The organism is Streptomyces sp. NPDC090442 (assembly GCF_044769405.1).
Classification (GTDB): domain Bacteria; phylum Actinomycetota; class Actinomycetes; order Streptomycetales; family Streptomycetaceae; genus Streptomyces.
This window is the reverse complement of the sequence record NZ_JBIVXW010000125.1, coordinates 1-13,900: the sequence shown is the minus strand read 5'-3', so window position 1 is coordinate 13,900 and position 13,900 is coordinate 1. Positions and strand designations below refer to the sequence as shown.

At 73.6% G+C, this 13,900-nt stretch carries 11 protein-coding genes; 6 read left to right on the top strand and 5 right to left on the bottom strand.

The annotated features are described in order from the left end of the window. Positions 1–104 precede the first annotated feature (104 nt). The 5 genes from ACIQU6_RS42395 to ACIQU6_RS42375 all read left to right on the top strand — a co-directional run bounded on the left by ACIQU6_RS42395 (position 105) and on the right by ACIQU6_RS42375 (position 5,210). On the top strand, positions 105–1,316 hold the full coding sequence (locus ACIQU6_RS42395) for a thiamine pyrophosphate-binding protein (RefSeq protein ID WP_403487672.1): 1,212 nt from the start codon (positions 105–107) through the stop codon (positions 1,314–1,316). Positions 1,317–1,526: 210 nt separating this feature from the next. Next, entirely contained in the window at positions 1,527–2,984 is a 1,458-nt protein-coding gene (locus ACIQU6_RS42390; RefSeq protein ID WP_403487676.1) for a catalase, read from the top strand. 439 nt (positions 2,985–3,423) lie between these two features. Next, positions 3,424–4,188, top strand: a complete 765-nt coding sequence (locus tag ACIQU6_RS42385) for a hypothetical protein (protein ID WP_403487670.1) — start codon at positions 3,424–3,426, stop codon at positions 4,186–4,188. A gap of 78 nt (positions 4,189–4,266) precedes the next feature. Continuing rightward, complete coding sequence (locus ACIQU6_RS42380) at positions 4,267–4,791, top strand: GNAT family N-acetyltransferase (RefSeq protein ID WP_403487668.1); 525 nt, start codon at positions 4,267–4,269, stop codon at positions 4,789–4,791. Between the two features lie 41 nt (positions 4,792–4,832). Then, entirely contained in the window at positions 4,833–5,210 is a 378-nt protein-coding gene (locus ACIQU6_RS42375; protein ID WP_403487666.1) for an MmcQ/YjbR family DNA-binding protein, read from the top strand. Positions 5,211–5,298: 88 nt separating this feature from the next. On the opposite strand, the gene ACIQU6_RS42370 is transcribed toward ACIQU6_RS42375, so the two are convergent. The 3 genes from ACIQU6_RS42370 to ACIQU6_RS42360 form a co-directional block, all read right to left on the bottom strand. After that, a complete protein-coding gene (locus ACIQU6_RS42370) occupies positions 5,299–5,976 on the bottom strand; it encodes a hypothetical protein (protein ID WP_403487664.1) in 678 nt (225 codons plus the stop codon). A 241-nt stretch (positions 5,977–6,217) separates the two neighbouring features. After that, the gene (locus ACIQU6_RS42365; RefSeq protein ID WP_403487662.1) at positions 6,218–7,966 is read right to left on the bottom strand and encodes an AMP-binding protein; all 1,749 of its coding nucleotides are present in this window, start codon (positions 7,964–7,966) and stop codon (positions 6,218–6,220) included. 887 nt (positions 7,967–8,853) lie between these two features. Further along, complete coding sequence (locus tag ACIQU6_RS42360; protein WP_403487660.1) at positions 8,854–10,395, bottom strand: AMP-binding protein; 1,542 nt, start codon at positions 10,393–10,395, stop codon at positions 8,854–8,856. A gap of 375 nt (positions 10,396–10,770) precedes the next feature. Between ACIQU6_RS42360 and ACIQU6_RS42355 the strand changes: the two genes are divergently transcribed. Further along, positions 10,771–11,406 (top strand): GNAT family N-acetyltransferase, encoded by a 636-nt coding sequence (locus ACIQU6_RS42355; RefSeq protein ID WP_403487658.1) that lies wholly within the window; start codon positions 10,771–10,773, stop codon positions 11,404–11,406. On the opposite strand, the gene ACIQU6_RS42350 is transcribed toward ACIQU6_RS42355, so the two are convergent. Next, the gene (locus ACIQU6_RS42350; protein WP_403487674.1) at positions 11,400–12,650 is read right to left on the bottom strand and encodes a GNAT family N-acetyltransferase; all 1,251 of its coding nucleotides are present in this window, start codon (positions 12,648–12,650) and stop codon (positions 11,400–11,402) included. The two genes, ACIQU6_RS42355 and ACIQU6_RS42350, sit on opposite strands and share 7 nt — an antisense overlap. 67 nt (positions 12,651–12,717) lie before the next feature. Continuing rightward, positions 12,718–13,734 (bottom strand): helix-turn-helix domain-containing protein, encoded by a 1,017-nt coding sequence (locus ACIQU6_RS42345; protein WP_403487656.1) that lies wholly within the window; start codon positions 13,732–13,734, stop codon positions 12,718–12,720. Positions 13,735–13,900: the final 166 nt, after the last annotated feature.

The following is a 13,900-nucleotide window of genomic DNA, read 5'->3' as shown; positions in this document are numbered from 1 at the left end:
CGCCTCCCTCCGCGCCCAAGGCGACGGCGGCCTGGACCACTCCGCCCTCCTCCGCGGCACCGAACGCCTCGCCACACCCACCCCCAAGGGCTGAGCACCGGATCATGGGGGCACGTCGGATTCCCGCCGCACAGGCGGCCGTTGAGATCCTGCGGGACGAGGGCGTCGACACCGTCTTCGGCTGTCCCGGCACCGCGCTGCTGCCGCTGTACGCGGCGATGGAGCGGACCGGCGGCATAGCGCACCTGTCCGCGGGCCACGCCGAGGGCGCCGCGCACATGGCCGACGGCTGGGCCCGGACGACCGGGCGGCCCGGTGTGGCCGCGGTGGCGGCGGGTCCGGGCGCCGTCCGGTTGCTCAGCGGCCTGTACGCGGCGCAGCAGGACGCCGTCCCGCTGGTGTGCGTCACCGGCCGAGTCGCGCCCCCGGCGACCGCCCCCGCCCTTCCGCTGCGGCACGCGGGATACCGGCCGCCGGATCTGGTCCGGCTGGCCGGTGCGGTGACCAAGCGTGCCGAGCGGATCGAGGACCCCGCGCGCATCCCGGGCGCCTTCCGTGAGGCGTTCCGGATCGCGCGGGAGGGCCGGCCCGGACCCGTACTGATCGACGTCCCGGCCGAGTTGGCCGCGGTGGAGATCGTGTGCGGCCCGGCGCCGGCCGCCCCCTCCGCTCCCGGTGCCGGGCCGGCACTGGTGGACGGCGACCGGTCCCCGGCGCCGGGAGCGGTGCTCCCCCTGGCCGTGCCGCCGGACCCGGCGGGCGCCGCGGCCCACTGGGCCCTGACGGAGCTCGCCGAGGTCTACGGGGCGCGGTCGACGGTGGACGCCTACGTCGTCAGCGGGCTGCCGGTGCCGTGCACCGCCGGCGGCGCCGCCCCGCGCCACCACCGGGTGGCGCGCCGGAGCGGCCCGCCCGGCTGGGAGGTGCCGACCGCGATCGGGGTCCGCACCGCGCTGGACTCCCGCGGCGCGCGGGCGGCGGAGGTCGTGGTGGTCGTCGACGGCCGCGATTTCCCGCTGACGGCCGGGGAGTTGGCCGCGGCGGCGCAGTACGACGTGCCGTTCGTGGTGGTGCTGCTCGGCGAGCCCGAGGACACCGATCCGCTCACGGACCCGGTGAAGCTGGCCGGGGCCCACGGTTGCGCGGGCCGCGAGGTCCGCGATCCGGCGCAACTGCGCTCGGCCGTGGAGTGGGCCCGCAAGGAGGCCGTCTCCACCCGGCGGCCGGTGCTGCTGGAGGTCCGCTCCGCGCGCCTGGCCACGGCCCGTTGCGGGCCGCCCGCGGATCCGGTGGACGCCGTCGCGTACGGGACCTGAGCCCGCCACGAGGGCCCACCACAGAGCTTCCGGGCGGTGGTCGCGCTGACACCTGTCCTGTCGCGCCCAGGCGCGGCCACCGCCCGGAACACCCACCCAGGTTTTGTTTCAACAAACTGTTGACGTCTGGTCGGGGCACTTTCTACGCTCCGACATGCGGAAGCCAACTTCCGCGCTCTCGTACGGAAGGTCACCATGTCGAAGCCCACGCTGACGGCGCGCACTCTCACTACGGAGGCTGGCGCCCCTATCGCCGACAACCAGAACTCCGCCTCCGCCGGCGTCGGCGGGCCGATCCTTCTCCAGGACCAGCAGCTCCTGGAGAAGCTCGCGCGCTTCAACCGTGAGCGGATCCCCGAGCGGGTCGTGCACGCCCGCGGCTCCGGCGCGTACGGCCACTTCGAGGTGACCGACGACGTCACCGCGTTCACCCGTGCCGACTTCCTCAACACCATAGGCAAGCGGACCGAGTTGTTCATCCGTTTCTCGACGGTTGCCGACAGCCTCGGTGGTGCGGACGCGGTGCGGGACCCGCGCGGCTTCGCGGTGAAGTTCTACACCGAAGAGGGCAACTACGACCTGGTCGGCAACAACACCCCGGTCTTCTTCATCAAGGACCCGATCAAGTTCCCGGACTTCATCCACTCGCAGAAGCGCGACCCGTTCACCGGCAAGCAGGAGCCGGACAACGTCTGGGACTTCTGGAGCCACTCCCCCGAGGCCACCCACCAGGTCACCTGGCTCATGGGTGACCGCGGCGTCCCGGCCTCCTACCGCCACATGAACGGCTACGGCTCCCACACCTACCAGTGGACCAACGCCGAGGGCGAGGCGTTCTTCGTCAAGTACCACTTCAAGACGAACCAGGGCGTCCGCTCCCTCTCCGCCGAGCAGGCCCAAGAGTTGGCGGGCAAGGACGCCAACAGCCACCAGACCGACCTGCTGCAGTCCATCGAGCGGGGCGTCTACCCCTCGTGGACCCTGTACGTGCAGATCATGTCGGCGGCCGAGGCGGCCACCTACCGCTTCAACCCGTTCGACCTGACCAAGGTCTGGCCGCACAGCGACTACCCGCTCCAGCGGGTCGGCCGGCTGGTCCTGGACCGCAACCCCGACAACGTCTTCGCCGAGGTCGAGCAGGCCGCCTTCTCGCCGAACAACTTCGTCCCCGGCATCGGCCCGTCCCCCGACAAGATGCTCCAGGGCCGGCTCTTCGCCTACGCCGACGCGCACCGCTACCGCCTGGGCGTCAACCACACCCAGCTCGCGGTCAACGCCCCCAAGGCGACCACCGCCAACAACTACGGCCGGGACGGCCTCATGGCGAGCAACGCCTACGACCGGCACGCCAAGAACTACGAGCCCAACTCCTACGACGGCCCGGTCCAGACCGATCAGCCGCTCTCCGCGCCGCTCGCCGTCTCCGGCCACGTCGGCACCCACCCGGCCCCGGCGCACGCCAAGGACGACGACTTCTTCCAGGCCGGTGAGCTCTACCGCCTGATGTCCGAGGACGAGAAGCGGCGCCTGGTCGAGAACATCGCCGGCGGCCTCTTCCAGGTCGGCCGCGACGACGTGATCGAGCGCAACCTCGCGCACTTCCACGCCGCCGACCAGGACTACGGCAAGCGCGTCGAGGCGCGCGTCCGCGAGCTGCGCGAGGACTGACGGGAGGTCAGTCTCCTTGCGCACCCGTACCGGCCGGCCCGTTGAGGGGTGGTCGGCCGGTACGGGCAAGTAGCGCGGAGCTCCGCGGAATCCGGGGAGATCCAGTGCGGTGGCAGGCCCGGCCGCCAAGGAGGCCGGGCCGCCTCCCCACCGCGGAGCCCGCCTGCTGTCCCACCTGAGAACACCACCGCCCCTCTGCACCGACTCCGTCCGGTAGTGCGTGTCCCGTCGCGCCCATCTCCCGCACTACCGGACGGGAACCACCCACAGGGCCCGGACATCCGTACGGTCACGGATGTCCGGGCCCTGTGACGTGCCCGCGCCGGAAGGCACGATCGCTGCGTTCCGACGCATTCCCGCCCCCGACAGGGGCCGTTGGGGAGACGATGTACGGCAAGCAGAGCCGACCGACCTCCTGCCCGACCTGCCTGGAGCCGACATGGCCGACAGCGTGCCGGTGCGGTGCCCCACATGCCGCCGCGAGAACGCCTTCACCCCACCGACCTTCCCGTGCGCCTGCGGTGCCCCGCTGACGCTGCCGGTGATGCGCGGCGGCGCGCCGGTGGAGATACTGCACCGCACCTGGGAGGCGTCCTGGGTGGAGGTCCGCTGCGAGGACTGCGGGCGGCAGGACGCCTGGCCGGCGCCGGAGTCCGGCTGCGCCTGCGGCACCGTCGTCCGGGTCCCGGTGGCCCCGGTACCCGCCCCGCCGCGGCCCACCGCCGACCGGCCCGCGGCGAACCGCCCCTCCCGCCCCGCGCCGCCCCGCCCGGCGCCGAGGCCCCGGCCGGATGCCGGCCCGCCGCCGGAACGGCCCGCCTTCCGGCCGGTCACGATCCGAACCGCCCGGGACTGCGTCACCGCGGCCGCCCAGTACCTGAAGTGGCTGGGCTTCGGCGACGTGGCCCGGACCCAGGAGCGGACCGCGGCCGGCGTGGACCTGCGCGGCACCGGCGTGGTGGCCCAGGTCGACCCGACGACCCGGGCCACCACCCTCCGCGAGATCGAGTGCGCCTGGCTCAACGGCCTGGCCGACTCCGCGGTCGCGGTCTTCTTCTCGTTAGCCGGCTACGCCCGCGACGCCCGGTCGCGCGCCGACGCCCTGCACGTCCCGCTGTTCGTCATGGACCTCACCGGCACCCCGCAGCCGGTCAACGACGCGGCCGACGAACTGATCGCGGAGGGCGCCGGGCCGCCCGCCTGAGCGCACCACCCCAGGGGCGCGGCCCGGCGGTGCGGAAACCCGCTCGCCGGGCGCGCCCCGACCCGCGACACTGGCCGCATGATCATCCGTGTCCCCGACCCCGCCGACCTGCCCGCCCTGCGCGACCTGGAACGCGCCGCCGGAGAACCGTTCCACGCCCTCGGCATGGCGCAGGTCGCCGACGACGAACCCCCGCCGCTCGCGCTGCTGACCGAGTACCAGCGCGCGGGCCGGGCGCTGGCCGCCTACGACGACGAGCGCCCCGGCCAGCCGCCGCGCGGCTACCTCCTGTGGGACCCGGTCGACGGCTGCGCCCACATCGAGCAGGTCTCGGTGCACCCCGAGCGGGCCCACCGCGGCATCGGCCGGGCCCTGATCGACCGGGCCGAACAGGACAGCGGGCTCCCGGCGTTGACCCTGACCACCTTCGCCGACGTCCCGTGGAACGCCCCCTACTACGCCCGGCTCGGCTTCCGCCGGCTCGCCGCGGCCGAGCTGACGCCGGGCCTGCGGGCGATCCGCGCCCACGAGGCGGAGCTGGGCCTGGACCGCTGGCCACGGGTCTGCATGCGCCGGGAATCCGGTGCGGGACCCACGACATGACGCCCCGTCACGACTCTCGGAACCCGGACGACAATGTGCCGATGATCGATGCGACCGCGCTCCGCGCCTTCTGCCTGGGCTTCAACGGCGCGACCGAGGAGCACCCCTTCCCCCGGCACCCGGAGGTCTCGACGTTCAAGGTCGGCGGCAAGATCTTCGCGCTCAGCACGCTGGACGCGGCGCCGCTGACCGTCAGCCTCAAGTGCGACCCGGAGCTGGCCCAACGGCTGCGCGCGGAGCACCCCGAGGTGGTCCCCGGCTACCACCTCAACAAGCGCCACTGGAACACCGTTTCACTGGCCGGCGCCCTCCCCGACCGGCGCGTGCGGGAGATGATCGAGGACTCCTACGACCTGATCGTGGCCTCGCTGCCGCGCTCCCAGCGGCTGCTGCTGGACTGGCCCGGCGAGCGACCGTGACCGGGGCCGGGACGACGAACGCCCGGCCGGCGCCCCGCGGACGCACCGCCTACGGGTGCGTCCGCGGGGCGCTGCGCCGGGCGGCCGGTCAGCCCTGGGGCGGCAGGACGGCGCGGATGCCGCCCTGCGCGGTGGCCGGGGCGACGGTGTCGTAGCCGCCGTTGACCGCACCGTTGCCGGCGTACTCGGCGGTGTAGCCGCCGCTCAGCACGTCGGCGCCGGAGCGCGGGTGGGTGGCGTCACAGGACGCCCGGCCGGTGGCGTCCGTCTTCGCCACGCACAGCACCTTGCCGGTGGTGTCCTTGAAGGTGACGGTGGCGTTCCAGATCGCGTCCTGCGGGCCGGCGGCGCGGGCTCGCACCAGGGTGGCGTGCAGTCCGATGACCTTCAGCGGCTTGGTGGCGAGGGTGGCCCTGCCGGCGGTCAGCCGGGTCGCCATCTCGGGCACCGTGGCGGCCGGTTCGCACAGGCCCCGGGACCAGTCGAAGAGGCCGCCGGGGGTGCAGGTCGCGTGGCCCTCCTGGGCCGCCACCCGATGGGTGACCGGGTCGCAGCGGTAGAAGCGGGCACCGCTGTCGGCGTCGACCACGCTCGGCGCCACGGTCGCCGCGTCCTCGCCGCTCGCGCAGCCGGCGGTGAGCACCTCGCGGGTGGGGCCGTCGGGGCTGCCGGGCTGGACGACGTCGGCGTAGGCGGGGGCGGCGAAGCCACCCAGGGCGGCGGCCACCGCGGCGGCAGTGGTCGCCCAACGTGCGATACGGGTCATGAATGTCCCCTCTTGGCGGGAATCCCGCTGGGATTTCCGGCCTGCTAACGGCCTTGGAATTTGGCCTGGTTGACGGCCTTTCACCCGCCCCCGGGAACCGGGAACGAGCCAGGTCAGGACCTTATCGGCCGGGTCGTTGCGGGCCGACGGCGGCCCTGTGGCACCCCGATGGTCGCACCGCCGCCACCTCGCGCCGGGGCGCACACGCCCCAACTCCCCTACTCGGCCCGGCCGATCCCCCTCACACCGACCCCAGGCTCCCCTCCCGAGCCGACTCCGCAGCGCCCCGAGGCCGCCCCGGCGCCGACTCCCCCTCCTCCGAACCCTCCTGTCCGCCCTGCGACTTGCCCGGTTCCGCCTTGCCCAGCCTCTCCGCCAGCCGCTCGCGGAGTTCGACCTTGCGGACCTTGCCGCTGACGGTCATCGGGAAGGCATCGGTGATCTCCAGGTAGCGCGGGACCTTGTAGTGCGCCAACCGGGAGCGGCAGTAGCGGGCCAGTTCGTCGCGGGTGAGGGTGTCCGCGGGGTCCCGCAGGATGACGCAGGCCGCGATCTCCTCGCCGTACTTCGCATCCGGGACGCCGACGACCTGGACGTCGGCGATCTTGGGATGGGAGTAGAGGAACTCCTCGATCTCCCGCGGGTAGACGTTCTCCCCACCCCGGATGATCATGTCCTTGATGCGGCCGACGATCCGGACGTAGCCGTCGTCGTTCATCACCGCCAGGTCGCCGGTGTGCATCCAACGGGCCGCGTCGATGACCTCGGCGGTGCGCTCCGGGTCGTCCCAGTAGCCGAGCATCACGCTGTAGCCGCGGGTGCACAGTTCGCCCGGGGTGCCGCGCGGCACGGTCACGCCGCTCCCCGGATCGACCACCTTGACCTCGATGTGCGGCAGCACCCGGCCGACGGTCGCGGTGCGGTGTTCCAGGTCGTCGTCCCGCCGGGTCTGGGTGGAGACCGGCGAGGTCTCGGTCATCCCGTAGCAGATGGACACCTCGGCCATGTGCATCTCGGCGACCACCCGCTTCATCACCTCCTCCGGGCAGGGCGAGCCGGCCATGATGCCGGTGCGCAGGGAGGTGAGGTCGTAGTCGGCGAAGTCCGGGAGGTTCAACTCGGCGATGAACATGGTCGGCACGCCGTACAGCGAGGTGCAGCGCTCGTCCTGGACGGCCCGCAGGGTGGCGGCCGGGTCGAAGGCGGGCGCCGGGATGACGATGCAGCCGCCGTGCGAGGTGATGCCGAGGTTGCCCATCACCATGCCGAAGCAGTGGTAGAAGGGCACCGGCAGGCACACCCGGTCGTGCTCGGTGTAGCCGAGGGTCTCCGCCACCCAGTACCCGTTGTTGAGGATGTTGTGGTGGGAGAGCGTGGCCCCCTTGGGAAAGCCGGTCGTCCCGGACGTGTACTGGATGTTGACCGCATCGTCGGTGGTCAGGGCCTTCTCACAGGCGGTGAGCCGGGTGTGCGGCACGGCCGCGCCGGCGGCCAGCAGCCCGCCCCAGGTCGGGTCGCCGAGGTAGACCACGTCGCGCAGCGCCGGGCAGTCGGCCCGCACCTGCTCGATCATCCGCCGGTAGTCGCTGCTCTTGTGCGCGACCGCGGAGACCAGCACGGTCACCCCGGCCTGCTTCAGCACGTACGCCAGTTCGTGGACTCGGTAGGCGGGGTTGACGTTGACCAGGATCGCGCCGATCCGGGCGGTGGCGTACTGGACGAGCACCCACTCGGCGCAGTTGGGGGCCCAGATGCCGACCCGGTCCCCCTTGCGGACGCCCTTGGCGAGCAGCCCGAGCGCCACCTCGTCGACCGCGCGGCCCAGTTCGGCGTAGTTCCAGCGGCGGCCGCCGGCCACGTCGACCAACGCCTCCCGATCGCCGAAGCGGGCGATGGTACGGGCCAGGTCGGCGCCGATGGTGCGGCCGAGCAGCGGCCGGTCCGCCGCCCCGCTCGCGTACGACAGCTCGGTGTGCGACTCAATGGTCAACGGTGGTTCTCCTCCCAGGACTCGGCACCACCGCCTGCGGCGGATCGTGCCCGAGATGGTCTCCGACGGGTCGGCGAACTCCGGCCGCGGGACGCGACCGGGGCGGCGCGGGGATGCGCAACGATCAGCTTGACGGTCCGGGGGCGCGGCGACCAGTCCATCCACGCCAATGGCCTGCGGCCGGCTGTTTCCCACGTGCCCGTCTGTCCCGCCGTGGGGGTGCTGTCCTTTGCGCCTGCGGCGCAAGAGCCTTGGTCCGCTTGCGCGGGGCCGGTCCGCTGCGCGGTGCCGGTCCGCTGCGCGGGGCGAGCCGATGTGTCCGCTGCGCGGGGCCGGTCCGCTGCGCGGGGCTGTTGGGGTGCGGTGACGGGCCTGCGGGGTGGGGGTGCCAGACTGCTTCGCTTTACGTCTGGCACCCCCACCCCTCCGGCCCGTCCCCTCCCGTTGGAGGGTGGGAAAAACGGTGAGTGCCACACCCTCCCGGTGGGCCAACTCGGGCCGCTGGGTTGAGCGGTGACCGTAAGAGGACAGATGCCCCCAGCAACCGGGCAATGACCGTCAGCAGACCACAAGGGCCAGCCCCCACCCAGAGAAATTCCACCCCACAACGGGAGGGGGCGGGTCGGAGGGGGTGGTAGGCCAGACGTAAAGCGAAGCAGTCTGGCCTACCGCCCCCGGAGACCCGTCACCGCACCCCGACAGCCCCGCGCAGCGGACCAGACAACTCGGACCGCCCCGCGCAGCGGACCGGCAGCGGATCACCCCGCGCCGCAAGGCGCAAACAACAGCAACCCGCGCGGCGGGACAGACGGCAACGTGGGGCACAGCCGGCCGCAGGCCCACGGCGGGACAGACGGCAACGTGGGAAGCAAAGCCAACCGCAGCGACTAGTTCACGGCCCGATCGCGCCCCGCCCAATACGGCTGGCGCAGTTTGAACTTCTGGATCTTGCCGGTGGCGGTGCGGGGAATGGTGTCGCGGAACTCGACGGACGTGGGCGCCTTGTAGCCGGCCAGGTGCTGCTTGCAGTGGGCGATGATGTCGGCCTCCTGCACGGTCGCCCCCTCGGCGAGCACTACCAGGGCCTTGATCGTCTCGCCCCACTTCTCGTGCGGCACACCGATCACGGCGACCTCGGCGACCGCCGGGTGGCTGAAGATGGTGTCCTCCACCTCGATCGACGAGACGTTCTCGCCGCCGGTGATGATCACGTCCTTCTTCCGGTCGGAGATGGTCAGATGGCCGTCGACCGGGTCGAGCGTGCCGCCGTCGCCGGTGTGGAACCAGCCGTCCTGGAGCGCCTCGGTGGTCTCCTCCGGCTTCTCCCAGTAGCCGTCGAGCACGGTGTTGGAGCGGGCCAGGACCTCGCCGGACTCGGCGACCTTCAGCTTGACGCCGAGCGCGGGCAGCCCCGCGCGGGAGAGCTTGCGGGCCCGCTCCTCGGCGGGGAGGTCGAGGTCGGCGGGCCGGGTGCGGTTGAACGTCAGCATGGGAGAGGTCTCGGTCAGGCCGTAGAGCTGGGTGAACTCCCAGCCCAGTTCCTCCTCCACGCGCTGGATGGTGCGGGTGGGCGGCGGGGCGCCGGCGCAGACGATCCGCACCCGGTCGCGGCCCGGCACCTCCCCCTGCCACGTCGCGACCGCGTCCAGCACCATGTTCCACACGGCCGGCGCGCCGCACATCAGCGTGACCCCGTGCTCCTCGACGCGCCGCAGGATCTCGGCGCCGTCGACCTTCCGCAGCGCGACCTGCTTCACGCCCAGGCCGGCCATCACATACGGCATGCCCCAGCCGTTGCAGTGGAACATCGGCAGGGTGTGCAGGTACACATCGCGCTCCCACACCCGGGTGTGCAGGCCGAACGCCATGCCGTTGACCCAGATGTTGCGGTGCGTCAACTGCACGCCCTTGGGGCGGGCGGTGGTGCCGGAGGTGTAGTTGATGGTCGCGGTGGCGTCCTCGTCCGGGCGGGACCAGGGGCGCGGCTCGACGCCGAACCGCATCAGCTCGGTCTCGGTCCGCTCGCCGAGGACGAAGCGGTGGCGGACCTTGATGTCGGCCAGCGCCGCGTCGAGTTCGGGATCGACCAGCAGCACCGAGGAGCCGCTCTGCTCCACCACGTACGCCACTTCCTCCGGCTTGAGGCGGAAGTTGACGGGCACGCAGATCCGGCCGCTCATCGGCACCGCGAACAGCAGCTCCAACAGGCGCGCGGAGTTGTGGCTGGCCACCGCCACCCGCTCCCCTTCCGCCACACCGAGCGCGTCCAGCCCCGCCTGCCAGGCACGGACCCGTTCGGCGAAGCGCCCGTAGGTCGCGTCGGGCACCGGCGGGGCGGGCTGCCCCGGCTCGTCGATCACGCCCGGGCTGTCGCGGAAGCCCAACTCGGCCCGGTCGAGGAAGTCCGCGATCGTCATCGGTGTCCGCATGTTCTCTCCTGTGCTCGGTATACCGGGAACGGACGCACCCGGCGCCCCCGTTCCCACAACAACGCCGGGTGCATACCCAGCCACCTCAGCCCCCGATCCGAGAATCCCACCCCCAACGGGAGGAGACGGGCCGGAGGGGCCGGTGTCCCGGACGTAAAGCGAAGCAGTCCGGGACACCGGCCCCGGAGGCCCGTCTCCGCACCCCGGCAGCCCCGCGCGGCGGCCCCGCGCCGCAGGCGCAAACACCACCCCCCGCGGCGGAGCGGCCGACAACGTGGGGCGCAGCCGGCCGCAGGCCCACGGCGGGAAGGCCGACGACGTGGGAAGCCCCACAATTCGCTTGCCGCGCAGGCGACAGCGCCCCATCATCCCCTCATGATCGACGACCGCGCCCTCGCCGAGAAGCCGGTGCTCGAAGGCGGCCGGATCCGGCTGGTGCCGCTGGCCGACCGGCACGCGAGCGCCTTCCACGCCACCTTCCAGGACCCGGAGACCAGGCGGCTGACGGGGACTCACCATGACTGGACGCTGACGGAGATCCGGGACTGGGTCGCCGAGTGCGGTACCCGCGCCGACCGCCTGGACCTGGCCGTCGAGGACCGGGAGAGCGGCGCCTACCTGGGCGATCTGGCGCTGAGCCGGATCGACCGGGACAACGCCCACGGCGGCTTCCGGATCGCCCTGGTCCCGGAGGCCACCGGCCGGGGGCTGGGGCCGGAGGCGATCCGGTTGCTGCTCGGGTACGCGTTCGACCGAGTGGGGCTGCACCGCGTGGAGTTGGAGGTCTTCGCCTTCAACGAGCGGGCCCGGCGCGGCTACGAGAAGTGCGGGTTCGCCGTGGAGGGCCGGCTGCGCGAGGCGCTGCGCTGGGGCGGGGCCTGGCACGACGTGCTGGTGATGGCCGCGCTGCGGCCGGCCGGCACGGCGCCGAAGGCGGGGCAAACGGCGACCCGTTCGGCGGGAAGGCCCACAGCGCGGGCAGCAAGCCAAGCGCAGCGGCCCACTCAGTAGTCCTCCCCCGTGAACGGCAGCCACTCGGTGGCGAGCGCGGCGTCCAGGAGGCGGGCCGCGCCCGGGGTGTGCTCGGTGACCAGCCCCGCCTGGACGAGCCGGCGCACCGGCACCCCGCCGAGGTAGCAGGACCCCAACTCCCTTACGTCCAGGGAGAGATCGGCATCGTCGGTGGTCGGCGTCCAGGTGGTGGGGGCGCCGGGTCCGCCGGCGGTCAGCCGGAAGCGGCCGTCGTTGGCGGGGACGGCGGCGTCCCGGACGGCGAGGACGAGGTCCACCGGGGCGGCCCAGGAGCGGGCGGTCAGCGCGGCCCCGGCGTCCACCAACCGCAGCCACAGGCAGGGCTCCTGGCGGGTGACCCGCACCTGGTCGCGGTCGGCGGCGAACAGCAGCAGGGGGTCGTCGAGCGGCCGGGCGTAGGCGCGGACGGTGCCGGTCAGGTCGATGCCGACGAGGTAGGACCAGAGCGCGGCGGCGGCCGGTGCCGACTCGGCGGCGAGTTCCTGGACGGCGACCGCGCCGGGTCCGTCGTCGCCGGAGCCGCGGGTGCGGTAGAGGGCGTAGCCGCCGGGCGGACGGCCGGCGTCGCCCAGCACCACCACGCGCAGCGGGCCGTAGTCGTCATCGTCGTCGTCTTCGTCCCCTTCCAGGTCGAGGACGTGCCGCCGCCACCAGGTCACGTCCCGGCTGAACCGGCCGGCGCCGAAGGCGAGTTGCTCCTCGTGGAACGCCCCGAGCTCGGCCGGCGCGTCGGCCGGGGCGAGCAGCCGCAGCGGGCGGGCGTCGGGGGCGATGCGGAGTGCCAGCGGTCGGGTGGCGTCGATGTCGATGCGGTACGCCTCGGTGGCGGCGCCGAAACCGAACCGGCCGTAGATCGCGCTCTCCGAGGCCCAGAGGCAGGCCAGCGGTAGCCCCTCGGCGGCACACCGCCGCCAGGTCTCGGCCATCATCGCGGAGAGCGCGCCGCGCCGCCGGTGGGTGGGCGCCACGACCACGAAGTCCAGTGCCGCGCACGGCAGTTGGGTGCCGGGGACGGCGAGTCGGAGGTGGTGGGCGGCGGCCATGCCGGCCAGCGTCTCGCCGTCGTAGGCGCCGATCCGGTCGGTGTCGCGCAGCACGGCGCGCTGCTGGGCGCGGTCCTTGTCGTCCAGCTTCAGGTGGAAGGCGAGCGCGGCGAGCTCGACGGCGCGGTCGAGGTCGGCGTCGCCGATGTCGCGGAGGGTCAGTTCCGTACGGGGGTCCATGGTCACGCGGGGACGCTAGCCGGGCGGGCGGGCGGCCCTCATCCCGTTTTCCGCGCGGCGGCGGATTTCAGCCCGTTGGCGTCCCCTCGCCGTCCGCCACCAGCAGTTCGCCGCGCTCGGTGCGACGGTATACCACCCGTCGCCCGATCCGCGTCCCGACGACCAGCCCGGACTCGCGCAGCACGGCCAGGTGACCGCCGACGGTGCCGAGCGACTGCCCGAGCCGGGCGGCGAGTTCGGTGCTGGTGGCGGGCTGCCGGAGGGCGTCCAGGAGGGTGGCGCGGCCGGCGCCGAGGAGGCGTGCCAGGGCGTGGCCGGGGCCGTCGGCGGCGTGCGCCGGAGCGGCGCCGCGGGCCGGGTAGACCTGGGCGTAGTGGCCGGCGGGTCCCTCGCAGAGCCAGGTGCCGGTGGCCAGGCTCACCGGGACGAGGAGCAGGCCGGCGGCGCCGATGACGCGGTCGGGGCCGGGGCGGTGGCCGAAGCGGATGACGTCCGGGCCCTCCCAGGAGCTGTGCCGGCTCATCTGGTCCAGGGCGCCGGGCCAGCCCCGGGTGGCGAGCAGTCCGGCGCGGTGTGCGATGTCGCGTTCGAGGTGGGCGCGGCGGCGGGGCCACTCGGGGGCGAGGTGCGCGCTCCACAGGGCGTGCAGCAGGTCGGCGGTGCGGGGGCCCCAGTCGCGCCCGGTGAGCCAGGCCAGGTCGCGGTGGCGACGGTGGTTGGCGGCGTACCGGGGGTGCGGGTGGGCCCGGGAGAGCTCCAGTTCGGCGCGGAAGACCGCGTCGGGGACGGCCCGGACGGCGGCCAACTCCTCGGCGAGGGTGGTGCGCAGGCCGTTCGGCGGCGGGATCGCCACGGAGCGGGGCAGCCAGGTCGTCGCGCCGAGCAGGCCGAGCAGGCCGGCGGCGAACGGGTCGGCGGCGAGGGCGGCGTCGAAGGCCGGCAGCCGGCGGGCGTGCCAGTCCGCGAACCAGGCGGCCGGGTGCGGCCGGGACAGTGCGAGCACCGCGCCGAGGGTCTCGGCGAGCGGCGACAGCGCGAAGCGGGACCGGGAGAGCGCCAGGGGGCTCAGTCGCAGGGCCACCATCCGTCGCCGCCTCCCTCCGCGAGCCGGTCTCCCCGCCCTGCCGTCCGACCTTTCGTCCCCGGCCGAAAGCATACGGGCTGCCCCGCGATTGATGTTGGGGCGTGTTGGCCTGGGAGTTCGGCTGGTGGGTGATTCAGCAGGCCGTCGCGCGGACGAGCACGAGGTC

Bases quoted from the DNA above. Each gene is read 5' to 3' on its own strand.
- ACIQU6_RS42370 (WP_403487664.1), bottom strand. From the start codon at position 5,976: ATGACCCGTATCGCACGTTGGGCGACCACTGCCGCCGCGGTGGCCGCC.
- ACIQU6_RS42350 (WP_403487674.1), bottom strand. From the start codon at position 12,650: ATGGACCCCCGTACGGAACTGACCCTCCGCGACATCGGCGACGCCGAC.
- ACIQU6_RS42360 (WP_403487660.1), bottom strand. From the start codon at position 10,395: ATGCGGACACCGATGACGATCGCGGACTTCCTCGACCGGGCCGAGTTG.
- ACIQU6_RS42395 (WP_403487672.1), top strand. From the start codon at position 105: ATGGGGGCACGTCGGATTCCCGCCGCACAGGCGGCCGTTGAGATCCTG.
- ACIQU6_RS42375 (WP_403487666.1), top strand. From the start codon at position 4,833: ATGATCGATGCGACCGCGCTCCGCGCCTTCTGCCTGGGCTTCAACGGC.
- ACIQU6_RS42380 (WP_403487668.1), top strand. From the start codon at position 4,267: ATGATCATCCGTGTCCCCGACCCCGCCGACCTGCCCGCCCTGCGCGAC.
- ACIQU6_RS42345 (WP_403487656.1), bottom strand. From the start codon at position 13,734: ATGGTGGCCCTGCGACTGAGCCCCCTGGCGCTCTCCCGGTCCCGCTTC.
- ACIQU6_RS42385 (WP_403487670.1), top strand. From the start codon at position 3,424: ATGGCCGACAGCGTGCCGGTGCGGTGCCCCACATGCCGCCGCGAGAAC.
- ACIQU6_RS42355 (WP_403487658.1), top strand. From the start codon at position 10,771: ATGATCGACGACCGCGCCCTCGCCGAGAAGCCGGTGCTCGAAGGCGGC.